Origin of the sequence: Marinomonas colpomeniae (assembly GCF_014803385.1) — a bacterium.
In the GTDB taxonomy this organism is placed as follows: Bacteria; Pseudomonadota; Gammaproteobacteria; order Pseudomonadales; family Marinomonadaceae; genus Marinomonas; species Marinomonas colpomeniae.
This window is the reverse complement of record NZ_JACYFC010000001.1, coordinates 587,632-608,378: the sequence shown is the minus strand read 5'-3', so window position 1 is coordinate 608,378 and position 20,747 is coordinate 587,632. Positions and strand designations below refer to the sequence as shown.

At 39.8% G+C, this 20,747-nt stretch carries 20 protein-coding genes and 1 tRNA gene; 4 read left to right on the top strand and 17 right to left on the bottom strand.

The features are described from left to right. Positions 1 to 93: 93 nt before the first annotated feature. From IF202_RS02935 to IF202_RS02920, 4 genes are all read right to left on the bottom strand, one after another. Positions 94 to 1,020, bottom strand: a complete 927-nt coding sequence (locus IF202_RS02935) for an AEC family transporter (RefSeq protein WP_191593363.1) — start codon at positions 1,018 to 1,020, stop codon at positions 94 to 96. Between the two features lie 178 nt (positions 1,021 to 1,198). Next, on the bottom strand, positions 1,199 to 2,284 hold the full coding sequence (locus tag IF202_RS02930) for an isocitrate/isopropylmalate dehydrogenase family protein (protein ID WP_191593362.1): 1,086 nt from the start codon (positions 2,282 to 2,284) through the stop codon (positions 1,199 to 1,201). Positions 2,285 to 2,940: 656 nt separating this feature from the next. Then, positions 2,941 to 3,750, bottom strand: coding sequence for a 2,5-didehydrogluconate reductase DkgB (dkgB, locus tag IF202_RS02925; RefSeq protein ID WP_191593361.1), 810 nt, complete (start codon positions 3,748 to 3,750; stop codon positions 2,941 to 2,943). A gap of 13 nt (positions 3,751 to 3,763) precedes the next feature. Further along, on the bottom strand, positions 3,764 to 4,951 hold the full coding sequence (locus tag IF202_RS02920; RefSeq protein ID WP_206705349.1) for an MFS transporter: 1,188 nt from the start codon (positions 4,949 to 4,951) through the stop codon (positions 3,764 to 3,766). 170 nt (positions 4,952 to 5,121) lie between these two features. Here IF202_RS02920 and IF202_RS02915 point away from each other — a divergent pair, with 170 nt between their 5' ends. Then, positions 5,122 to 6,012: a LysR substrate-binding domain-containing protein gene (locus tag IF202_RS02915; protein ID WP_191593359.1), complete on the top strand. Its 891-nt coding sequence runs from the start codon at positions 5,122 to 5,124 to the stop codon at positions 6,010 to 6,012. A gap of 471 nt (positions 6,013 to 6,483) precedes the next feature. Here IF202_RS02915 and IF202_RS02910 read toward each other — a convergent pair. The 3 genes from IF202_RS02910 to uvrB form a co-directional block, all read right to left on the bottom strand. Then, positions 6,484 to 6,560: transfer RNA gene (locus IF202_RS02910), tRNA-Val, on the bottom strand. 82 nt (positions 6,561 to 6,642) lie between these two features. Next, a complete protein-coding gene (locus IF202_RS02905) occupies positions 6,643 to 6,831 on the bottom strand; it encodes a hypothetical protein (RefSeq protein ID WP_191593358.1) in 189 nt (62 codons plus the stop codon). A 31-nt stretch (positions 6,832 to 6,862) separates the two neighbouring features. Next, complete coding sequence (uvrB, locus tag IF202_RS02900) at positions 6,863 to 8,887, bottom strand: excinuclease ABC subunit UvrB (RefSeq protein WP_191593357.1); 2,025 nt, start codon at positions 8,885 to 8,887, stop codon at positions 6,863 to 6,865. A gap of 218 nt (positions 8,888 to 9,105) precedes the next feature. Here uvrB and IF202_RS02895 point away from each other — a divergent pair, with 218 nt between their 5' ends. Then, on the top strand, positions 9,106 to 10,827 hold the full coding sequence (locus IF202_RS02895) for a SulP family inorganic anion transporter (RefSeq protein ID WP_206705348.1): 1,722 nt from the start codon (positions 9,106 to 9,108) through the stop codon (positions 10,825 to 10,827). Between the two features lie 40 nt (positions 10,828 to 10,867). Here the strand turns inward: IF202_RS02895 and IF202_RS02890 are convergent, their stop codons facing one another. From IF202_RS02890 to ihfB, 5 genes are all read right to left on the bottom strand, one after another. Further along, a complete protein-coding gene (locus tag IF202_RS02890; protein ID WP_191593356.1) occupies positions 10,868 to 11,176 on the bottom strand; it encodes a ComEA family DNA-binding protein in 309 nt (102 codons plus the stop codon). A gap of 132 nt (positions 11,177 to 11,308) precedes the next feature. Then, the gene (pyrF, locus tag IF202_RS02885) at positions 11,309 to 12,016 is read right to left on the bottom strand and encodes an orotidine-5'-phosphate decarboxylase (protein WP_191593355.1); all 708 of its coding nucleotides are present in this window, start codon (positions 12,014 to 12,016) and stop codon (positions 11,309 to 11,311) included. Positions 12,017 to 12,115: 99 nt separating this feature from the next. Then, the gene (gene lapB, locus IF202_RS02880) at positions 12,116 to 13,303 is read right to left on the bottom strand and encodes a lipopolysaccharide assembly protein LapB (RefSeq protein WP_328797183.1); all 1,188 of its coding nucleotides are present in this window, start codon (positions 13,301 to 13,303) and stop codon (positions 12,116 to 12,118) included. Then, on the bottom strand, positions 13,300 to 13,623 hold the full coding sequence (locus tag IF202_RS02875) for a LapA family protein (RefSeq protein ID WP_191593353.1): 324 nt from the start codon (positions 13,621 to 13,623) through the stop codon (positions 13,300 to 13,302). The genes lapB and IF202_RS02875 overlap by 4 nt, the downstream gene beginning before the upstream one ends. A gap of 74 nt (positions 13,624 to 13,697) precedes the next feature. Further along, a complete protein-coding gene (gene ihfB, locus IF202_RS02870) occupies positions 13,698 to 14,003 on the bottom strand; it encodes an integration host factor subunit beta (RefSeq protein WP_191593352.1) in 306 nt (101 codons plus the stop codon). A 208-nt stretch (positions 14,004 to 14,211) separates the two neighbouring features. Between ihfB and ppa the strand changes: the two genes are divergently transcribed. Next, positions 14,212 to 14,742, top strand: a complete 531-nt coding sequence (ppa, locus tag IF202_RS02865) for an inorganic diphosphatase (RefSeq protein ID WP_191593351.1) — start codon at positions 14,212 to 14,214, stop codon at positions 14,740 to 14,742. A gap of 123 nt (positions 14,743 to 14,865) precedes the next feature. Here the strand turns inward: ppa and trxB are convergent, their stop codons facing one another. Further along, positions 14,866 to 15,816, bottom strand: a complete 951-nt coding sequence (trxB, locus tag IF202_RS02860; RefSeq protein ID WP_191593350.1) for a thioredoxin-disulfide reductase — start codon at positions 15,814 to 15,816, stop codon at positions 14,866 to 14,868. Positions 15,817 to 15,941: 125 nt separating this feature from the next. Then, positions 15,942 to 16,694: a HesA/MoeB/ThiF family protein gene (locus tag IF202_RS02855; RefSeq protein WP_191593349.1), complete on the bottom strand. Its 753-nt coding sequence runs from the start codon at positions 16,692 to 16,694 to the stop codon at positions 15,942 to 15,944. An 85-nt stretch (positions 16,695 to 16,779) separates the two neighbouring features. Here IF202_RS02855 and IF202_RS02850 point away from each other — a divergent pair, with 85 nt between their 5' ends. Continuing rightward, on the top strand, positions 16,780 to 18,078 hold the full coding sequence (locus IF202_RS02850) for an inosine/guanosine kinase (RefSeq protein WP_191593348.1): 1,299 nt from the start codon (positions 16,780 to 16,782) through the stop codon (positions 18,076 to 18,078). A gap of 120 nt (positions 18,079 to 18,198) precedes the next feature. Here IF202_RS02850 and IF202_RS02845 read toward each other — a convergent pair whose 3' ends face one another. The 3 genes from IF202_RS02845 to trpS form a co-directional block, all read right to left on the bottom strand. Continuing rightward, positions 18,199 to 18,711 (bottom strand): chemotaxis protein CheW, encoded by a 513-nt coding sequence (locus IF202_RS02845; protein ID WP_191593347.1) that lies wholly within the window; start codon positions 18,709 to 18,711, stop codon positions 18,199 to 18,201. A gap of 106 nt (positions 18,712 to 18,817) precedes the next feature. After that, positions 18,818 to 19,675 carry a Tim44 domain-containing protein gene (locus IF202_RS02840; RefSeq protein ID WP_191593346.1) on the bottom strand — a complete coding sequence of 286 codons (858 nt, stop codon included), beginning with the start codon at positions 19,673 to 19,675 and terminating at the stop codon, positions 18,818 to 18,820. Between the two features lie 12 nt (positions 19,676 to 19,687). Beyond that, positions 19,688 to 20,695, bottom strand: a complete 1,008-nt coding sequence (trpS, locus tag IF202_RS02835; protein ID WP_191593345.1) for a tryptophan--tRNA ligase — start codon at positions 20,693 to 20,695, stop codon at positions 19,688 to 19,690. Positions 20,696 to 20,747: the final 52 nt, after the last annotated feature.

The following is a 20,747-nucleotide window of genomic DNA, read 5'->3' as shown; positions in this document are numbered from 1 at the left end:
GGCTTATCTATCGTTCTATAGCTACCTACCCTTTATTTCCTCTAGTCTATTATTCAACACCTCATAGAAAAATCTTTAGATTTCTCATATATTTTAACTAAAAAAACCGATTAACAGAGGTATGGTTAGTACAGAAAAAATAGTCGTAAGTAACACTGCTGTAGATGATTGTTGAGGGAGTATTTTATGCTCTTCTGCTATAACACCTAATACTGCAGCACAAGGCATCGCAGCTCCTAATGTTGCAACAACAATCCATTCTGGATTAACAGAGAACAAACTCATGAAGAAGTAAACTGCAAATGGCATAACAATCAATTTCATAGTTGAAATATAAAGAGCAGAAATTGGCTTATGGCTAATCGTTCTACCATAAAGAGCGGTTCCAACTATAAACATAGCACAAGGTCCAGCCGCTTTACCTAACCAATCAAGACCAAAAATTATATTATTAGGTAGTGTTATCTGAAAAATTGATAAAATAAGCCCTAACATAATAGATAAAATAAGAGGATTAAACAAAGAGCGCTTTAATGCTTTTAGTGGACTAGTATTCGATTTTTCATCAGCGCTATTAAGTTGGAGTAAAAATGTAGCTACAGGCAATAAAATAAGTAAATCAAGGGTAAGCATTAACGCAAGAGGAACAGATACCCATTCACCAAGAGTTGTTGAAAGTACAGGAATTGCAAGGAAACCAATATTTCCATAAACACCACCAAGTCCTAACATGACATTATATTTCATGTTTTTAGAAAAAATGACATAGCCGATCCCTCCTGATATTAGCATTACTCCCATAAGAGAAGATAAATATGCAAATAAAAAAGAAACATCAATTAAGGTTTCAAAATCTGTCGTGGCAAGTTTTTCTAACAAAATCGCAGGTAAAGATAAATACATAACGAATCGGGTTAAATATTTAAGAGTGTTATCATTAAAAAAGTTTTTTTTCTTACAAAAAAAACCAAAAGCGACTATAAAAAACAAAGGTGATATTTTTAAAATAATATCAAACATACAAACTCCATTTTTAGAAAACTTTTACTTAATATTTATATGAAATTTAAATAAGAGCAAAATATAGATATTATAATTAATACCAAACAAGGATTTAAACCTCGTTTAGTATTAATAGAATAAAAACTTTATTTTTAGATCGTTGAAGATACCAAGTATGATGACTAAAATTGATCGATTATAAAGATAATTTTTTCGCAACCAACTCGCTAATATCATGTAAACCGGATGTTCCACCCAATTCATATGGAAGCAAACTGCCAGTTGCATAAGCTGCCTCTACAGAAGACTCTAGTTTTTTAGCTGCATTCAATAGTTCAGGTGAATTATTTTTATCTGCCAAATATTCCAGCATCATCACCCCAGATAAAATCATTGCAGTAGGATTCGCTTTACCTTGCCCCATAATATCTGGAGCCGATCCATGACATGGTTGAAACACAGCATGAGTATCTCCAATTTCACCAGAAGGAGCCATTCCCATCCCCCCCATCAAGCCAGCTGCGATATCGGACAATATATCTCCGTATTGGTTTTCGGTAGGCATAACATCAAAGACCCAAGGACGACGAACCATGTCTAATGCCGCAAAATCAACATATTGATGATTCGCAGTCACATCTGAATGACGCTCAGCAGCTTCATAAAACCATTGCCTAGCAACATGCTGCGAGGATAAGACATTTGCTTTATCGATATGAGTAACTAAATTATGTCCTCGACCTTGTTCCGCACGACGTCTCGCCAAATTAAAACTAAAATCATAAAGTTTTTTGCTCGTCGTTTTCGATATGCGCATCAGATTATGAGCATATTCATCATCGTCCAATTCATGTCCACGAGAAAAGGCAAATAACCCTTCAGTCGATTCTCGGACAATAACAAAATCTAACGATTTACTACGCTCATCCACAAGCGGTAAAGGTAAACCAGGAAGAGTACGACATGGACGAACACCAGCATATAAGTTTAATCGTTTACGTAAATCATGCTGTGGTCCTATCTCTGTCCCATCTGGATAACGAATATCTGGATGACCCATTGCCGATAAGAAAATAGCATCCGCTTTTACTGCTTCTTCATAATGGTCTTCAGGAAATGATTCACCTGTATCTGCATAATATTGGGCACCAGCGTCTATATGCTGAAAGCGAAGTTCTACGCCCTGCTGCCTAGCGGCTTCTTTAACTAATTCAACTGCCGGAGGAGTTACTTCCGTTCCAATTCCATCTCCAGGCATTACAGCTACTGTAAATACTTTCATTACAATCTCCTTTTATTTTTATAAGAAATGTTTATTACATAAATCATCGATGACTCAATAATAAATAAATTAGGCATCAATGTATACATTAAAAAATTCTCTTATTAATTCTTTGGTCTGGCACACCAATAAGTTCAAATCATAAAAAAACACGCCTTAAGCAGCCTCTGTGGCTCTACAAAATTTCTAGACTACATCAGTAGCGAGCATCAAAGATTCGGAGATGATTTACAGTGGGAGTTATCAATGCATTGCTTTACGGGAAGACCTTAGAAAAAGAGTGGTAGAACGAGGCGAATTCGAATCGCCGACCTCTACCAAGTCAAATATTGGATAAGATGGTCAGTTAATCCCATGACAAAAACCAAAGCATGCTTAATACACTTTTAGCTAATAAAAGTGAGCTCGAGCGCAATTGAAGATGAAAAAATCAATGTCTTTCCTATGGTTTCCTAAACTTAACAAGAATGAAAAATGGTTTTAGAGTTCAAGAAATTAAGTCAGTAACATCATGTCTGCGTTAGAGTATGTGGTGACTAAATCACAAGTAACACTCAAAAAAAAGAAAAACCCAGCCAAAGCTAGGTTGTATCAGTCACCATAAAACAATCTAAAAAATTGTTATGGTTAGGCTAATATCTGTTAGAAAACTAACGCTATAGATCCCATTTCGGAGAGAAGTCAGGATTAGCCTGTCGGTCATTACAATCCAATGCGGCAATTCGATCCATGTCTGTATCGCTTAAAGTAATACTTACTTTCTCAAAGTTTGAAGCAAGGTTTTTGCGTTTAGTAGACGATGGAATCGTGACAATATCGCGCTGAGCTAACCACTGAATAACCAATTGTGTAGTGCTGACCTGATGTTTTTCAGCAATGCCTTTTAGTGTCTCGTTCGCTAATACTTTGCCATATGCAAACGGCATATAGCCTGTCACTTGAATACCATTAGCTTGGCAAAAGCCCACTAGCTTATTGTTTTGCAAATATGGATGCACCTCGATCTGATTCGTAAATAGTTCGCCTTCACCAAGAATGTCTAACGCTTGTTGAGTTTGCGCTATGGTGAAGTTGGAAATACCAATTTCACGAGCAAAGCCCATCTCTTTCGACTTTTTCAATTCGTTTAGATACAACGCCATATCAACGTCATCTTGCGGTGACGGCCAATGAATTAAAAGTAAATCCACATAATCGGTTTTCAATTTAGTGAGGCTTTCTTTCACACTGTCGATGAACTTGTCCTCACTAAAGGCTTCGAACCATACTTTTGTCGTGATGAACAATTCATCTCTTGGGAGGCCGCTGTCTGCAATGGCTTGCCCTACTTCAGCCTCATTACCGTAGATTTGTGCCGTATCAACATGGCGATAGCCTTCTTCTAACGCCATTTTCACAGAATCGTAAGCGACTTGCTCTTGCAGACGAAAAGTGCCCATTCCCAGCGTAAAATTGATATTTTTCATAATACTCTTTCTGTTACAGGTTATTTAATTGAGCTACAAAACGGTCTTTTTTATCTAAGTAGCCGCTAAAGCATGTCAAAGCCAGCGCCACCAACACAATGACAGCGCCAACCCAAGCCGTATCGATTAAACGATATTGATCAACAATGTGTCCGCCAATTAGCGCTCCTAAAGCAATCCCTACGTTGAACGCAGCGATATTTAAACCCGAGGCAACGTCTACTGCGTGGGGCGTTTCTCGCTCTGCAATTTGCACTACATAGACTTGCAAGCCTGGTACATTGCCAAAAGCGAAGGCTCCCCAAAGTAATACGGTTACCAAGGCCAACCATGGATAAGGCGCGGTGAAGTAAAAGAGAACCAGCACGGCAGCCAGAGCCAAGAAAATATAAGACAAGGCACTAATCGGACCAATGCGGTCGGCCATTTTTCCGCCCCAGATATTGCCAATCGCTACCGATACACCGTACACCAACATGATCAAACCAATGGCGGAAGATGGGAAACCACTCACTGATTCAAGAATGGATGCGAGAAAAGTAAAGGCCACAAACGTACCTCCGTAACCTACTGCTGTCATGGCATACACCAAAAGCAAACGTGGCTTAACCAATACAGACATTTGTTTTACCAAACTGGCACTCGGGGATTGTTTGAGATTATTTGGCACCAAGATAGCACTGCCGATCATGGCAATTAAGCCCAATGCTGAGACAACTAAAAAAGTCGCACGCCAGCCAAAATGCTGCCCAATCCAAGTTCCTAATGGAACACCGGTAACAAGGGCGACAGTCAAACCTGTAAACATCAAGGCGATCGCGCTGGCTTCTTTTTCTTTCGGCACCGAACGAGTCGCTATCGTCGAACCGATCGAGAAAAATACACCGTGAGCCAATCCGGTTAAAATACGCGCCACAATAAGTGAGTTGTACCCCGGCGCTGCCCAAGCCAGCATGTTGCCAAGAATAAACAGACTCATTAAACCAATGAGCAACCATTTACGATTAAGCGTTCTCGTTAAAGCGGTTAGCACAGGCGCGCCAACCGCAACACCCAACGCATACAAACTGACAAGCAAGCCTGCGCTGGGCAAGTTGACAGACAAATCATTTGCGATCGTTGGTATCAAGCCGACAATCACAAACTCTGTGGTTCCTATTGCAAAGGCACTGAGTGTTAGCGCCCAAAGAGCAAGTGGCATAATCATGAACTCCTATGTTGAAGAAACATCCCCTTAAAGAAAGCAGTTCTTAAAAGAAACATTTCAAGTTTTGTTGGAGTGAAGTATGAAGCTTGCTAATATTTACAAAAACCGCATAAATAACAAATTACTTTATCGATAAACGCAAAAATAATGCAATGGAATAATCAATGAATAGCATCCGCTCTAAAACGGAAGACTTAGAAATATTACTTGCGGTTGCCGATCATGGGGGCTTCTCAGCGGCGGCCAATGCATTAGACATTCAAGTCGCAAAAGTATCTCGTGCTGTGGCACGCTTAGAGCAAGAACACACTTGCAGTTTATTTACACGTACAACCCGGAAAGTCAGCCTAACGCAGGAAGGCGAACGCTTTATCGTGGCGATTCGCAGTGCCATGGAACAGATTGCTGGTGCGGAGTTTGCGCTTACTGCTCAGAAAACGAGACCTTCTGGACGATTACGTATCGATGCGGCTAGCCCTTTTGTGCTCCATCAACTCATTCCTCTCATTAAACCTTTTCGAGCGGCTTACCCAGATATTGAACTTGAGTTAGTATCGAACGACAGCATTATTGATTTGATTGAAAAGCGAACAGATCTTGCCATTCGTATTGGCGGATTAAGCGATTCAGGGTTACATGCCACCTTGCTTGGTCGCAGTCGTCTTCATCTTGTTGCCTCGCCAGATTACTTAGCAATACGAGGAACACCAAAAGCTGTCGGTGAATTAACTCTGCACGACATTATCGGCTTTTTCGATATTGCCAATTTAAACAAATTACCTACGACGCCACCTATCCAATTGTCGGTTAACATCAAAGCCAGCAGCGGCGAAACCATTCGTCAATTGTGTTTAGCAGGCAATGGCATTGCCCTGCTTTCTAACTTTATGGTGAGTGAAGACATTAAAAAAGGACGCTTGGTCAGCCTACTGAATGAATCAATACAAACACCCAATCCCAGAGAGCAGGTCAATGCGGTGTACTACAAACACACAGCTTTAGCATCACGTATAGAGGCATTTTTAACCTTCATTAAAGCTCACCTTGCGTTATAGTAATTGATGCTCATGATATGTTATTACTTAATAGAGCATGAAAAGCAGTTAGAAAAAATGGCTGCGAATTATCTATAGAACTAGTGGTAATTCAAGCCTCTTATGGTCAACAGCGCGCACTCACTTTACATCGACATGTTGAGTTGTTTGTATAGGTAGGTTTTATCTATGTCATAAAGTAGCACGCTATCTAGTAAGCTAACCAACAGAAGACATGACCACAACATCGATGGACACGAACAACCGTTACAAGTTGCCGCAGCACTAGACATCAGCACCATAGATATGACAAACATCAATTGGAAAGATGAGACAATACCCAAAGAATTAATCAAACTCATTGAAAAAGAGAACAAAACAACAATAAAGAACGAATAAAAAGAAAGTATAAGGTGATAAAGAATGGATAAACAGACATAAAAAAAGGGCTAATGAATACGTATAAGCCCTTGATTCTATTAACTTAATAAGTGGTAGGGCTAGGCAGATTCGAACTGCCGACCTCATCCATGTCAAGGATGCGCTCTAACCAACTGAGCTATAGTCCTAAAAAGTGTTGGCTATTATACGCAGAGAGTGGCTTTTGACAAGCCCTACTCTACAATTTTGAAGCCTTTATTACTAAATACGTTATTCATTTATAGGGATAAGTAACTCATGCCCAATCACTTCATCAATAAGGTTGTAAGGAACTTTGTACTTGTTGTCTTTGAATTTCACAAGGGCGTAGTCGTAGCACATCTCAAGCACTGTACAGTTAACGACGACACCATTGTCTATGACACGAATAATGTTGTAGTTTCTTAAGGTAATGGCCATATTCTACTCTCTATTTATGTTAACTGTTTTACTACTCACCTACATCTTTCAGTTTTCTCTGAAGTTGACGTATTTGATCTCGATAACCTGCAGCCAATTCAAATTTAAGCTCTTCAGAGGCCTGGGTCATTTCTTTTTGTAGCTCAATCATGGCCTTACGGACTTGTGCAACATCTTCCATGCTCTCTACTTGGTATTCTTTCGCAGTTTCAGCAACTTTCTTAACCTTGCCGCCTCGCTTACCAGCACCAGGATTATAAGCACCTTCCATGATGTCTTCTACCGATTTGGTAATACCTACTGGAGTAATACCATGCTTTTCATTATGTGCTTTTTGGGTATCTCGACGCCTATCCGTTTCACTGATAGCTCGCTCCATCGACCCAGTAATTCGATCGGCGTATAAAATCGCCTTACCTTTTACGTTACGGGCAGCACGACCTATGGTTTGAATAAGGGATTTTTCTGAGCGTAAGAAACCTTCTTTGTCGGCGTCTAAAATAGCCACAAGACTGACTTCTGGAATATCCAAACCTTCCCGTAATAAGTTGATTCCGACCAGTACATCAAACTCCCCTAGACGGAGATCACGAATAATTTCAACTCGTTCAACTGTATCAATGTCTGAGTGTAAATAACGTACTCGGACACCGTGATCACTCAAGTAATCACTCAAATCTTCTGCCATACGCTTAGTTAACGTAGTCACTAATACACGCTCACCAATGGGCGCTCTCAAGTTAATCTCTGATAATAGGTCATCAACCTGAGTCGCCACTGGGCGCACTTCTAAAATAGGATCAATCAGACCTGTTGGTCGAACAATTTGCTCTACTACCCAATCTTGATGCTCTTCTTCGTACTTTCCTGGTGTCGCTGAAACAAAGATAGTTTGTGGCTTAATTTGCTCCCACTCTTCAAATCTCATTGGTCGATTGTCTAACGCTGAAGGTAAGCGAAAACCATATTCAACAAGATTCTCTTTACGAGATCTATCACCTTTGTACATGGCACCGATTTGAGAAATAGTAACGTGAGATTCATCGATTACTAATAGTGCATTGTCAGGAAGGTAATCAAACAAGGTAGGTGGTGGTGACCCTTCTTCCCTACCAGATAAATAGCGTGAATAATTTTCTATGCCAGAGCAGTAGCCTAACTCCTGCATCATCTCTAAATCGTAACGAGTACGCTGTTCGAGGCGCTGTAATTCAACCAGTTTATTCAACGATTTAAGCTGCTCAAGGCGACTGTCTAACTCTACTTTAATACGTTCGATCGCGGCATTAACGGTTTCTTTTGGCGTAACATAATGGGTTTTTGGGTACACGGTGATTCGCGGTACTTTACGAATAACTTTATTGGTCAACGGGTCAATAAGAGATAGGTTTTCAATTTCATCATCAAACAGTTCAATACGTACTGCTAAATCTTCGGAATCAGCAGGGAAAACTTCAATCACATCGCCACGAACTCGAAAATTTCCTCGCTCCAATACTAAATCGTTTCTACTGTATTGCAGCTCCGCTAGACGGCGTAATATATCGCGCTGATCAATACGATCACCGCGGTCTAAATGCAACATCATTTTTAAATACGACTGAGGGTCGCCCAAACCATAAATCGCAGAGACAGTGGCGACAATAATAACATCACTACGCTCAAGCAAAGCTTTGGTTGCAGACAAACGCATTCGCTCTATGTGTTCATTGACTGATGCATCTTTTTCTATAAAAGTATCAGACGCAGCCACATAGGCTTCTGGCTGGTAATAATCGTAATAGGAAACAAAGTATTCCACGGCATTATTAGGAAAAAATTCTTTAAATTCGCCATAAAGCTGTGCAGCTAAGGTTTTGTTATGCGCCATAACAATGGTTGGACGCTTAACCTGTGAAACTACATTAGCAATGGTATATGTTTTACCAGAACCAGTTACGCCAAGTAACGTTTGATTAGCCAAGCCGGACTCTACACCACGAACCAATTTTTCAATTGCTTTTGGCTGATCACCAGCAGGCGAATATGATGAAACGATTTGAAACTCTTGCGACACAGAATTTTCCTAGGCTTTAAAATCAACTCCGTAGGTTATCAAATTTTGTACGATACGTCTGATTTTTAAGCACGATAAACCGATAAATCATAACCGTGATTATATTCAAAACCAATCAAACCTGCGCATAACGTAAAATTCACTTTACTCATTAAACGCCCACATATAGCATTAACAAATAAGCTTATAACTAAAAATAAAAGTGATGTAACTACATAATGAAATTAAGCAAACTTTTTCCTGCACTTGTCTGGCTAAAAACCTACAACCGAACAGACATGCAAAACGACACCATAGCCAGTATCGTTTTCACGATTATGGTCATACCACAAAGCTTAGCTTACGCCATGCTAGCCGGTCTGCCTGCGATCACGGGTTTATACGCTAGCATCCTTCCTTCTATTTTATATTCTGTGTTTGGCACCAGTCGAACATTGGCTGTTGGACCTGTAGCACTCACTTCAGTGATGACAGCTTCGGCCATCATGCCATTTGCAGTGTCTGGCACTGAGCAATATGCTACGGTTGCGATTCTTCTCGCGTTTTTATCCGGCGTCTTTTTACTCGTTTTAAGTCTCTTGCGCTTAGGTTTTTTAACTAATTTATTAAGTCATCCTGTCATTTCTGGTTTTATCAGTGCTACGGCGCTCATCATCATTATTGGTCAACTCAAATATTTTTTAGGTGTTCAATCTGAAGGAGATACACTTATTCCTTTAGCAACTAGTTTGTACAGCCATTTAGCTGAAACTAACTTACCGACTTTATTATTAAGTATTTCGTCCATCTTATCCCTTCTTCTTATACGTCGATATTTTTCAGCCTTTTTAAAGAGTATTGGCTGTTCTATAGGAATGGTTCAATTGTTTGGTAAGTCTGGTCCCGTTCTGGTTGTTGTGCTCGCTACGATTGTCGTAGCAATGCTATCCCTGGATAAAGTTGGTGTTAGTATTATCGGCGCCATTCCTAGTGAGATCCCAAGTATTACACTTGAAGAAGTAAATATGGCGATGCTAAAGGAGCTGTTACCGAGTGCTTTTTTAATTAGTATTGTCGGCTTTGTTGGTTCGGTTTCTGTTGCACAATCTTTTGCAGCGAAACGTCGCCAAGACATAGACCCCAACCAAGAATTAGTGGGCCTTGGTTTAGCAAATATAGGTTCAGCGTTAAGTGGCGCTTTTCCTGTTACTGGAGGTTTTTCTCGTACTGTCCTGAATGTTGACTGTGGCGCTAAAAACCCTATGACGGGCATTCTTACTGCCTTTTTCATTTTATTAATTCTACTTTTTCTAACACCTTTATTTTTCTATCTTCCAAAAGCTATTTTGGCAGCAATAATTTCTATTTCTATGATGCAATTGGTCAATGTCGAAGACCTTCGTTACTTATGGCGATTTTCTAAAAAAGAAGCCGTGCTTTTATTAGTGACTTTTTCTATGGTTCTTCTACAGGGAATGCAAATTGGTTTAATCACAGGTGTTGTATTGTCTTTGCTGTTTTTTCTATGGCACACAAGCCATCCACATATCGCTATTGTTGGTCGTTTGCCTGGGACAGAGCATTTCCGTAATGTTCAACGTTTCACGGTAGAAACACACCCTAGCATTCTGACTGTGCGCATTGATGAAAATTTATTTTTTGCTAACGCGCGTGTTTTAGAGGAAAGACTACAAAGCCTAGTATCTCAAAACCCCGCCATCAAGCATTTAGTATTAATGTGTACAGCAGTCAATATGATTGACGCTAGTGCGTTACAAAGCTTAGAGAAAATTTCTGGTCGATTAGCGGATGCAGGTGTAAAACTGCATTTATCAGAAGTTAAAGGTCCCGTAATGGATATATTACAAAACTCGGATTTGATTCAGAATTTAAACGGAAAGGTGTTTTTAACTCAACATCAAGCAATCAAAGAGTTAGAAGAGAAACAAGCCGAAGCGTAATCGGCTTGTTTCTTAAGACCTTAGAAATTAGGTCTAATGTCTAGTTCACTACCTCTTCACTGACTACTCGAACCAAATCTCGATTTCGATCAAGCAAGACATTTCCAATCCCTTTCACTTTCGTCAGCTGCTCAACAGAGTCAAAAGGACCATTAGCATCTCGATAGGTAATAATAGCTTCTGCTTTCTTAACACCAACACCAGACATAACAGCAGAAAATTCTGCAGCCGTTGCCGTATTAATGTCTAGAGGAGAAGCAGCAAAAAGTGAGAATGGTATAAAAACCAGAGACAACACGAGAAGTAAACGGGAAACGTTCACTCGGAAAGTACAATTCAATTTTTTCATAGAAACTCCTTTTAAATTAAGCTCGGCATCCTGCCAATAAAAAACCACTTAGTTTTTTACTATAAAAGTAAAAAGCTAAGTGGTTTTAGAGTAGAAGTTTTTTTAACAGACTTCAACAATCAAAATGGCTATTTACAACATCACACCTAAATCTGCATTAGCTTTAGCCAAAACAGCAATAGGATCAATAGATTGAGTAATTGGACGCCCCATCACTAAATAATGACTTCCTGCAGCCATCGCCTCACTTGGTGTCATAATTCGCTTTTGATCGCCTTGATCAGACCCTACTGGGCGAATTCCTGGAGTAACTAAAACAAAGTCTTTACCAAGATCTGCAGATAGCACTTTAGACTCTTGTGCGGAACATACCACCCCATCCATACCAGATGATTTAGCTAAAGTAGCAAGTCGCTTAACATGTTGTTCTGGTGTCGCATCTATACCAATCTCAGCTAGATCAGATTGATCCATACTAGTGAGCACAGTAACCGCAATTAATAGTGTTTTTTGATCTGTTAACTGTTGCAATGCATTAGCTGAAGATTCCATCATTCGACGGCCACCTGATGCATGAATATTGACCATCCAAACACCTGCTTTAGAAGCAGCAGTTACGGCTTTTGCAACCGTATTTGGAATATCATGAAACTTAAGATCGAGGAAAATTTGAAAACCCAACTGATGTAATTCATCTAAAATAACAGGGCCAGCAGTTGTAAATAACTCTTTTCCAACTTTCACTCGACATTGATTAGGGTCAAGTCGCTTCGCCATCTCGATAGATTGCTCCATAGTTGGGAAATCTAGGGCAACGACAATTGGGGATTGGCAGCTCATTCAGTGTCCTCTTTTTTCAGTTTCTTATGACTTTTTATGATTTGTATTTTATTTTTTGAAATGTTCTCGGAGCGCTTATCTATATATAAAATATGATTCTTATTCGCCTTCCAAGCCATGTATAGGCTTCACAGTACCCCAACTCTTACAACTAGGGCATTGCCAATGTAATTGATGACCAGGAAAGCCACATTGGCGACATTGATATTTGTGCTTAGCTTGTACCAACTGATCGATAAGCTCAAATAACACCACCAAGTGTTGCTGGTTATAGCCTTCAGAGTCAGACAATTGGAGGTTAATTAGCTCTTTAAAGCCTTTAATTGTAGGATGTAATCTTAATTGCTCAACCAAAAACATTTCAGCATAATCTTTATCCGTTTCCATATAATGCTGAACGAGCGCCACAATCAAAGCGGTTGTTGGCTTCTTCTGATTTTGTTCTTGTAGGAATTTAATGTAGCCATTGCTTCCCCACACTTTTTGATAGCACTCTTTAAGCTGAGGAAGAATGAGAGAGATAAATTCAGGATCTTGCTCAACGGCATGCTTTAATTCTTTGATAGAATCACGGTACCGTCGCTGACTATTCAAAACATCTGCAGCTCCGATACTTGCACGAACACAACTCGGATCAACGTCCAATGCCCATTTATAGTGTTGGAAAGCTGGTTTCCACTGCTCTTTAGCTTTTAGTTCTTGTGCTACTTCACAATGAAAGTGGGCTAAACGCTTTATTTCTTTTTTAATCGGTGTTTCTTTTATTAACTCAGCCCCAATTTGAATCGCTTTTTCCCAGTTTTGTTCGAACTCATAAAGGTCCACGAGTAAGGTCAGGATTTTGGGATGAAATTCACTCTTTCGTGAAGCAGATGCCATATTAAGTAGTAAACGCGCTGCTCTATCTAACAAGCCAGCAGACATGAAGTCACTGGCGAGTTCTAATTGCACCATACGCATTTCACGTTGAGATATTTCTGGGCGAGCAAGTAAGTTTTGATGGATATTAATGGCTTTTTGAATTTCACCTTTCTTTCGAAATAAATTCCCTAATGTAAGATGAATATCAAAAGTATCAGAATTGACTTCTAATGAATCAACAAAAGCATCAATAGCTTCAGAATGCTGATCATTGAGTAAGTGATTAAGACCTCGAAAGTAATCTGTGGGAATGCTTTTTTTAGTCTGTTTATTTTTTTTGGTCGAATTTTTGCGCCCCATCGCCCAGCCAACAAAGAGTGCGACAAATAGAACCAAAAACAACCCAATTTCGGTCAACTCAATCACTCCTTACCAACAGACAGTTCCTTGGTAATAGAAGCTTTGCGTAAAGCATCTATTTCATCACGGGCTTTCTCGTATCTACGGTTTAAAACCTTGATCTTACGGTCACTACGTAAATAAGTAACAGAACTCACTAATAAAGCCACACAAGCACCGAAGGTAAAGGATAAAATGATGTAGAGCGCAATACTTAGTTGAGGCCCTTTCCAAAAAACAAGGTCGAGATCAATAAGTTGCGGATTACGGATGGCAAAAAAGACACCCACAGCAAGGAAGAAAAGAACAAGAATGGTATAAATAACCCTTTTCAGCCATTTAAGCATAAAACAACCTACCAGAAATAGAATGGCGTTATTATGCCGTGATAGCTCAGAAATTTCGAGGCATAAGATGTAAATTAATTAAGTTCGTTGATATCTTCGTCAGGCAAATTAACTAATTCTCGCAATTCTTTACCTGGCTTGAAATGAGGAACGTATTTCGCGTTCAACTCTACAGACTCTCCAGTTTTAGGGTTTCGTCCTATTCTGGGAGCTCGATAATGCAGAGAAAAACTACCAAAGCCTCTTATTTCTATGCGCTCACCATTTGCCAAAGAATCAGACATATGCTCTAGCATTGCCTTAATCGATTGCTCAACATCCTTCACTGGTAAATGAGATTGCTGATCAATAAGTAGCTCTATCAGCTCAGATTTTGTCATTAGTGTCCTCGCGTCTATATTTTGATCACATTGTAAGACTAGCTAAATTCAGAAAGAAAGCAATAAGTTAACACGTTTTAGTCGGACTTTTATGCATTTAATTTGCTCAGAATAGTGAATATCACGAATGTACGCCTTCCATAGCTAGCATAGAAGCGGTCTAGCTTTTATAATATCGTCCATATTTACCACATTGGAAGAAAAAATAATGAGCTATAGCAAAATTCCAGCGGGCAAAGATGCTCCAAATGACATCAATGTAATTATCGAGATTCCTGCGCAAGCGAATCCAGTAAAATACGAAGTCGACCACGATATGGACGCCCTTGTCGTTGACCGCTTTATGACAGCGCCTATGTTTTATCCTGCAAACTATGGTTACGTAAACTACACTTTAGCTGATGACGGTGATCCAGTTGACGTATTAGTTATCACACCTTACCCAGTAGTTCCAGGTTCTGTTATTCGCTGCCGTCCAGTTGGCGTATTAAACATGTCTGATGAAGCAGGTATGGACGCTAAATTAGTTGCAGTTCCTCACGAAAAATTAAGTAAAGAATACGGGCACATTCAAGATGTGAACGATATTCCACAATTACTACGCGATCAAATCGAGCACTTCTTCGAAAACTATAAAACACTTGAAAAAGGCAAATGGGTGAAAGTTGACGGTTGGGCGAATGCTGATGAAGCACGTAAAGCCATCGTTGAAGGTATCGAAGCTTACAACGCACAATAAAATACCAAGATAGCTAAATCTTTGATCTAATTATCTATAGACATAAAAAAACCGATCATAAGATCGGTTTTTTTATGTCTATTTATGAATAGCTATTTGTTTCTGGCCATTTACACTGCACATTTATTCTGAATCTAAGAAACGTTCCGCATCCAAAGCCGCCATACAGCCAGTACCAGCAGAAGTAATAGCTTGACGATAAATATGATCACTTACATCGCCTGCCGCAAAAACACCCTTCACACTCGTCTGAGTCGCGTTACCTTCTGATCCTGTCTGAACTTTCAAATAACCGTCTTTCATTTCCAATTGACCTTGGAAAATATCAGTATTTGGCTTGTGACCAATGGCAATAAAAACACCCGCTAATGGAATATCTTTATTCTCGCCTGTTTCGTTGTTTTTAATACGAACACCAGTCACACCAGATGCATCGCCTAGCACTTCATCTAATTCTGAATACCATTCGATTTTTACGTTGCCGTTTTTCGCTTTTTCCATCAGTTTATCTGCAAGAATTTTTTCTGAACGGAACTTGTCACGACGGTGGATAACCGTGACAGTTTTAGCAATGTTAGATAAATAAAGCGCTTCTTCAACTGCTGTATTGCCACCACCAATCACTGCCACGTCTTGGTTACGATAAAAGAAACCATCACATGTGGCACAAGCCGATACGCCTTGTCCCATGTATTTAGTTTCACTATCTAGCCCCAAATATTGAGCACTAGCACCCGTTGAAATAATCAAAGCATCGCAGGTATAAACACCGCTATCACCTTCTAAACGGAAAGGACGATTTTCTAAATCAACTTTGTTTACATGGTCAAAAATTATCTCTGTTTCGAAACGCTCTGCGTGCTTACGCATACGCTCCATCAACTCGGGCCCCTGTACACCTAGGTCATCACCAGGCCAATTATCAACATCAGTCGTTGTCGTCAACTGACCACCCTGTTGCATACCTGTAATCATCACAGGATTAAGGTTGGCGCGTGCAGCATAAACGGCAGCGGTATAACCCGCTGGGCCAGAACCTAAAATCATCAATTTAGCGTGTTTAACATCGCTCATGTTATTGCTCCTGAAAATGAATGCTCGACACCTTATTATGTGCCGGCTAAAAACTTATGGTGAATTCTAACGAAAAATCGATGAAATTCTTAGCAAAAAATATTAATTAGTAACATAGGGGCTTTCTATGAGTTTTCAAGCGAGCAAGCTAAGCATTTTGGGTCTTGCGTTAAACGCATTTCACGCCAACGTCCTTCAAAACCATCAAATAGTTTTAATGATCCATGCTTTACTTGTCCGCATCCGCTGACTATTTTTAATGCTTCTAATGCTTGAAAAATCCCTAACATGCCAACAACAGGGGCTACTATACCACTTTCATTACAGCTTAAATGTTGATCCGATAAGGAAGGATAAAGACATTCATAACATGGGCTTACTTCTTGATGGTATAAAAAGCTAACCAGTTGCCCTTCCCAACGAATCGCAGCAGCACTAACTAGTGGTTTTTTATATTTCAAACAAGCACGATTAATACTTTGTCTGGCAGTAAAATTATCAGTGCAATCTAATACTAAATCGGCATTATCTACTTCATCTGCTAAAGGCTCTCCAGATAATTTTTGAGAAACGGTTCTGATCTTAACAGCTGGATTTTTCTTGGTGATTTGTTCCACTGCCGCAGCGACTTTATCTTGTCCTAACTGACTTTCATCATAAAGTACTTGACGTGGTAGGTTGCTATTTTCTAATTGATCTCCATCCGCCAAGACCAATGACCCAACACCTGATGTTGCTAAATAGGTTGCCGCTATGTTTCCAAGTCCGCCTAAACCAATCACTAAGATTTTGGCTTGTGAGAGCTGCAACTGCCCTTGTATATCAAAATTAGGCAATAATATCTGACGGCTATAACGATCTAACTGTGATTCGTTCATTTTCACCTTATTTTCTGCGGATCATCCTGCCCGACTGGTTAATTATTTGATAAACTCACTCTCTACCTAATCCACGAGAATTTACATGAAATTCCCCGGCCAACGCAAAATTAAACACTATTTCCCTGTCTCTCAACCAAAACCAGTTTTGCCTACTTACGAAGTACAACCAGACAAAGACACCTACATTGTTGGATTAGATGAAACGATTGTTGATGTAGTAGCTAATGTTTCCGACCAATTCTTAGAAACATTTAACATTCAAAAAGGCCTTTCCAACCTTGTTGATGTTGATACCGCTACTGCAATTTATAGTGAACTGACAGCACAAGAATGTATTTCAGACCATTTTGCCGGTGGCACAATTGGCAACACTATTCATAACTATTCTGTTCTAGCGGATGATAAGTCCGTTTTGCTCGGTGTGATGTCAGCTAATATCACATTAGGCTCACCAGCTTATCATTATATTTGTCACACCAGCAGCAAAGTCGACATGAATCACCTCCAAGGTGTATCAGGAGATATAGGTCGAGGCATTACTTTAATTACACCAGATGGTGAACGAACCTTTGCCATTGCTCCTGGCGATATGGACGAACTCGACACAGACCATATACCAGAAAACATTATTGCTGGCGCTGCTGCATTAGTAACTTGCGCTTATCCACTAAGACATCAAGGTAAACCAATCAAACAAGCGATGCTGCAAGCTCTAAAATACGCCCATGCTCACCACGTACCAACCGTATTGACATTAGGCACCTCTCATCTAGTTGAAGAACATAGAGAAGAATTACTTGGGCTAATCAAAAACTATGTGAATGTATTAGCAATGAATGAGTTAGAAGCAGAAGCACTCACGGGATTATCTGACCCTCTTCAAGCTGCTAACGAGATACTAGAGCATGTCGATATCGTTTTACTGACAGTTGGCCCTGATGGCATGTACCTCTGTGGTCATACTGACGATACCTTCAAACGCGAAACAACAAACCCTATTAAGTCTGGAGGTTTAGCCGATTTCAATCGCTGGGAATTCAGTCGTCCAATGTTACGCAGCGCTTGCTCAACACCGATCAAGGTATTTTCTCATATTGACCCATATATGGGCGGACCAGAAAAAATTAGCAATACCAATGGTGCAGGAGACGGTGCACTGTCTGCGCTGTTGCATGACATCTCAGCTAATCACTTCCATAAGGAAAGTATCCCCAATTCTAGTAAACATACAGCACCTTTCCTTGCGTATTCTTCATTCGCTCAAATCTGTAAATATTCAAACCGTGTAAGCTACGAAATACTCGCGCAGAACGCCTCTCGCTTATCTCGCGGCTTACCAGAGCGCGAAGACAGCTTAGAAGAAGCTTACTGGGAACGATAAAAAGCACAGCTGTATTATGTTTTTCAAACATAAAAAAACCATGCGATGCATGGTTTTTTTATGTTCTTCGATTAAAATAGCCGCTATAACAAAACAGTACTCTAATAAAGAAATTCGCTATTAGCTCATTTCTTCTATGGCAAGAGTTTCATCAGCACGCTCAAACATTTTATCAAGTTCAAGAAGAATTACTAATTCCTCTTCTTTTTGATAAACACCTTGAATGAACATCAATGCCGCATCGTTACCGACACTCGGGCTTTGCTCTATTTCATTTTGATACAAATAAAATACTTCTTGGACCGCATCAACTAGCAGGCCAACTTGCTCACCATCATGTTCGATAATAATAATACGAGTATCATCAGAAATAGTGCATTCAGGCAAACTAAAGCGAACACGCGTATCAACGACTGTAACAACATTACCACGTAAATTAACGATACCTAATACAAAAGCAGGTGCTCCTGGTACAGGGGCAATTTCGCTATAACGCAGCACTTCTTTAATCTGCATAACGTTAATGCCGTAGGTTTCATCGATCAATTTAAACGTTAAATATTGTAACTGTTCTCCTTTTTTCGATTCAACCAAGGCGTTTCCATTTTCTTTAACAGGCGCTAATTCAGACATGGCTCACATCCGTATTCAATTTAATTTAAGTAATGTAGAACTCATCAAGAGTTTTGTCTAGTTTAGATCAAACAGTGATGAGCCTACTAGCAATGTTAAGTAACAATTAGTTGTCTTGTTGTATACCAACTATTGTCCAGTTTCCATTTGCATCAGACATGTTCTTCTCTAAATGCCAAATTTCATTGGTATCAGAAGTTTCTTCACCTTCTTTAATCCAACCTGAAAATTGCAAAGAAATAGAAGCGGTAGAGCCAATAATTTCACCACGCACAATCTCCACCATCAAAGAGATAACTTCAGTTCGCGGTTTATCATCACCGTAGTTTGCACGCTCTTTCACTAATAAGTTATATAGTTCAGGGCTAACGTAATCTAAAATTTCGTCAAAGTTATTATCGTCCCATGCTTTTTGTAAAACCACGTAATGACTTTTAGCTTGTTCAACAAATGCTTGCTCATTAAAACCTGCTGGCAATTTAATTTCAGGTTCACCACCAAATCCACCGACACCCGTCATTGGAGTTTGTTGAGCGGTTCCATGTGAACCAGTCGCTTCGCGAAACATTCCATTTGCACCAGCGTGTTCTGCTGCACGACGTTTTGGAGCAATAAAAAATTTGTAAACCAAAAAGCCAATCAAGGCAAACAGTAAAATATCACCAAAAGAAATACCAGAGAATGCACCACTGCCAAATAAAGTAGCAAAAAGACCACCCACTAATAAACCGCCTAACAAACCGCCACCTAAACCACCTAGAAAGCCAGTTCTTTTAGTGCCTGTGCCAGCAGCTGCGGTACTAGTCGTGTTTGTTGCAGACGTTGTTTTAGACTTGGAAATAGAAAAACTTTTACCAAAGCTTTTACCACCACCAAATTTTTTCGCTTGAACGTCAGCACTATAACCACCGACGCCAATTGCTAAAACACATGCCATAAACATAGCAAATACAGTTGTTCTCACAAAAACTCTCCTTTATTTAAAATTGACCAAACCAACAGCATTACGTAGGTCTGAAATCATTGCGCCTGCACGAGCTCTCGCTTTTGCAGCACCCGCTTGTAAAATATCTTCAACATGAGCAGGATTTGCCATTAGCTCAAGATATTTTTCGCGCGGCTCACTAAGTTGACTGTTTACCAAAGTAAATAGTTCCTTCTTCGCTTCACCCCATGCAATGCCATCTAAAAAGTTTTGATGCATTTGCGCAGCTTGCTCTGGCGTAGAAAAAGCTTTGTAGATATCAAATACCACTGAATCATCAGGGTCTTTCGCTTCACCTGGTTCAAGTAGGTTTGTTTTAATCTTATTGATACCTTTTTGCAGTTTCTTTTCGGTATCAAATAATGGAATCGTATTGTTGTAGCTTTTACTCATCTTACGACCATCTAAGCCTTTAAGAATCGAGCCTTCTTTTCCGACAACCGCTTCAGGCAATACAAAATGTTCACCAAATAGGTGGTTAAAACGGCCAGCGATGTCACGAGCCATTTCAATATGTTGAATTTGATCTCGACCTACTGGTACTTTATGCGCGTTAAACGCCAAGATATCAGCCGCCATTAAAACAGGGTAACAAAATAACCCCATAGTAATACCAAAGTCAGGATCTTGAGCATTGGCTAGATTTTCGTCCACCGCACCTTTATAAGCGTGTGCACGATTCATTAGACCTTTTGCAGTCACACAGGTTAATAACCAATTCAATTCTGCAATTTCTGGAATATCCGACTGACGATAGAACGTTGCTTTATCAGTATCTAATCCGCATGCTAGCCAAGTTGCTGCAATCTCTAATCTAGATTGCTTAACACGCTCTGGATCTTGGCACTTGATCAAAGCATGGTAGTCAGCAAGAAAGAAGTAAGACTCCGTATTCTCTTGACGACTCGCTTCAATCGCAGGACGAATTGCACCCACATAGTTTCCTAAATGTGGCGTGCCTGTGGTGGTGACACCAGTTAAAACAATTTCTTTTGCCATTACTACTACTCTTTCCTACGTTGCTCAATATCTAAATTTGAGCTTACATTAT

Bases quoted from the DNA above. Each gene is read 5' to 3' on its own strand.
- trxB (WP_191593350.1), bottom strand. From the start codon at position 15,816: ATGAGCGATGTTAAACACGCTAAATTGATGATTTTAGGTTCTGGCCCA.
- ihfB (WP_191593352.1), bottom strand. From the start codon at position 14,003: ATGACAAAATCTGAGCTGATAGAGCTACTTATTGATCAGCAATCTCAT.
- IF202_RS02855 (WP_191593349.1), bottom strand. From the start codon at position 16,694: ATGAACGAATCACAGTTAGATCGTTATAGCCGTCAGATATTATTGCCT.
- IF202_RS02890 (WP_191593356.1), bottom strand. From the start codon at position 11,176: ATGAAAAAATTGAATTGTACTTTCCGAGTGAACGTTTCCCGTTTACTT.
- IF202_RS02930 (WP_191593362.1), bottom strand. From the start codon at position 2,284: ATGAAAGTATTTACAGTAGCTGTAATGCCTGGAGATGGAATTGGAACG.
- IF202_RS02915 (WP_191593359.1), top strand. From the start codon at position 5,122: ATGAATAGCATCCGCTCTAAAACGGAAGACTTAGAAATATTACTTGCG.
- IF202_RS02850 (WP_191593348.1), top strand. From the start codon at position 16,780: ATGAAATTCCCCGGCCAACGCAAAATTAAACACTATTTCCCTGTCTCT.
- IF202_RS02935 (WP_191593363.1), bottom strand. From the start codon at position 1,020: ATGTTTGATATTATTTTAAAAATATCACCTTTGTTTTTTATAGTCGCT.
- IF202_RS02905 (WP_191593358.1), bottom strand. From the start codon at position 6,831: ATGGCCATTACCTTAAGAAACTACAACATTATTCGTGTCATAGACAAT.
- IF202_RS02895 (WP_206705348.1), top strand. From the start codon at position 9,106: ATGAAATTAAGCAAACTTTTTCCTGCACTTGTCTGGCTAAAAACCTAC.
- IF202_RS02845 (WP_191593347.1), bottom strand. From the start codon at position 18,711: ATGTCTGAATTAGCGCCTGTTAAAGAAAATGGAAACGCCTTGGTTGAA.
- ppa (WP_191593351.1), top strand. From the start codon at position 14,212: ATGAGCTATAGCAAAATTCCAGCGGGCAAAGATGCTCCAAATGACATC.
- pyrF (WP_191593355.1), bottom strand. From the start codon at position 12,016: ATGAGCTGCCAATCCCCAATTGTCGTTGCCCTAGATTTCCCAACTATG.
- dkgB (WP_191593361.1), bottom strand. From the start codon at position 3,750: ATGAAAAATATCAATTTTACGCTGGGAATGGGCACTTTTCGTCTGCAA.
- IF202_RS02875 (WP_191593353.1), bottom strand. From the start codon at position 13,623: ATGCTTAAATGGCTGAAAAGGGTTATTTATACCATTCTTGTTCTTTTC.
- trpS (WP_191593345.1), bottom strand. From the start codon at position 20,695: ATGGCAAAAGAAATTGTTTTAACTGGTGTCACCACCACAGGCACGCCA.
- IF202_RS02920 (WP_206705349.1), bottom strand. From the start codon at position 4,951: ATGCCACTTGCTCTTTGGGCGCTAACACTCAGTGCCTTTGCAATAGGA.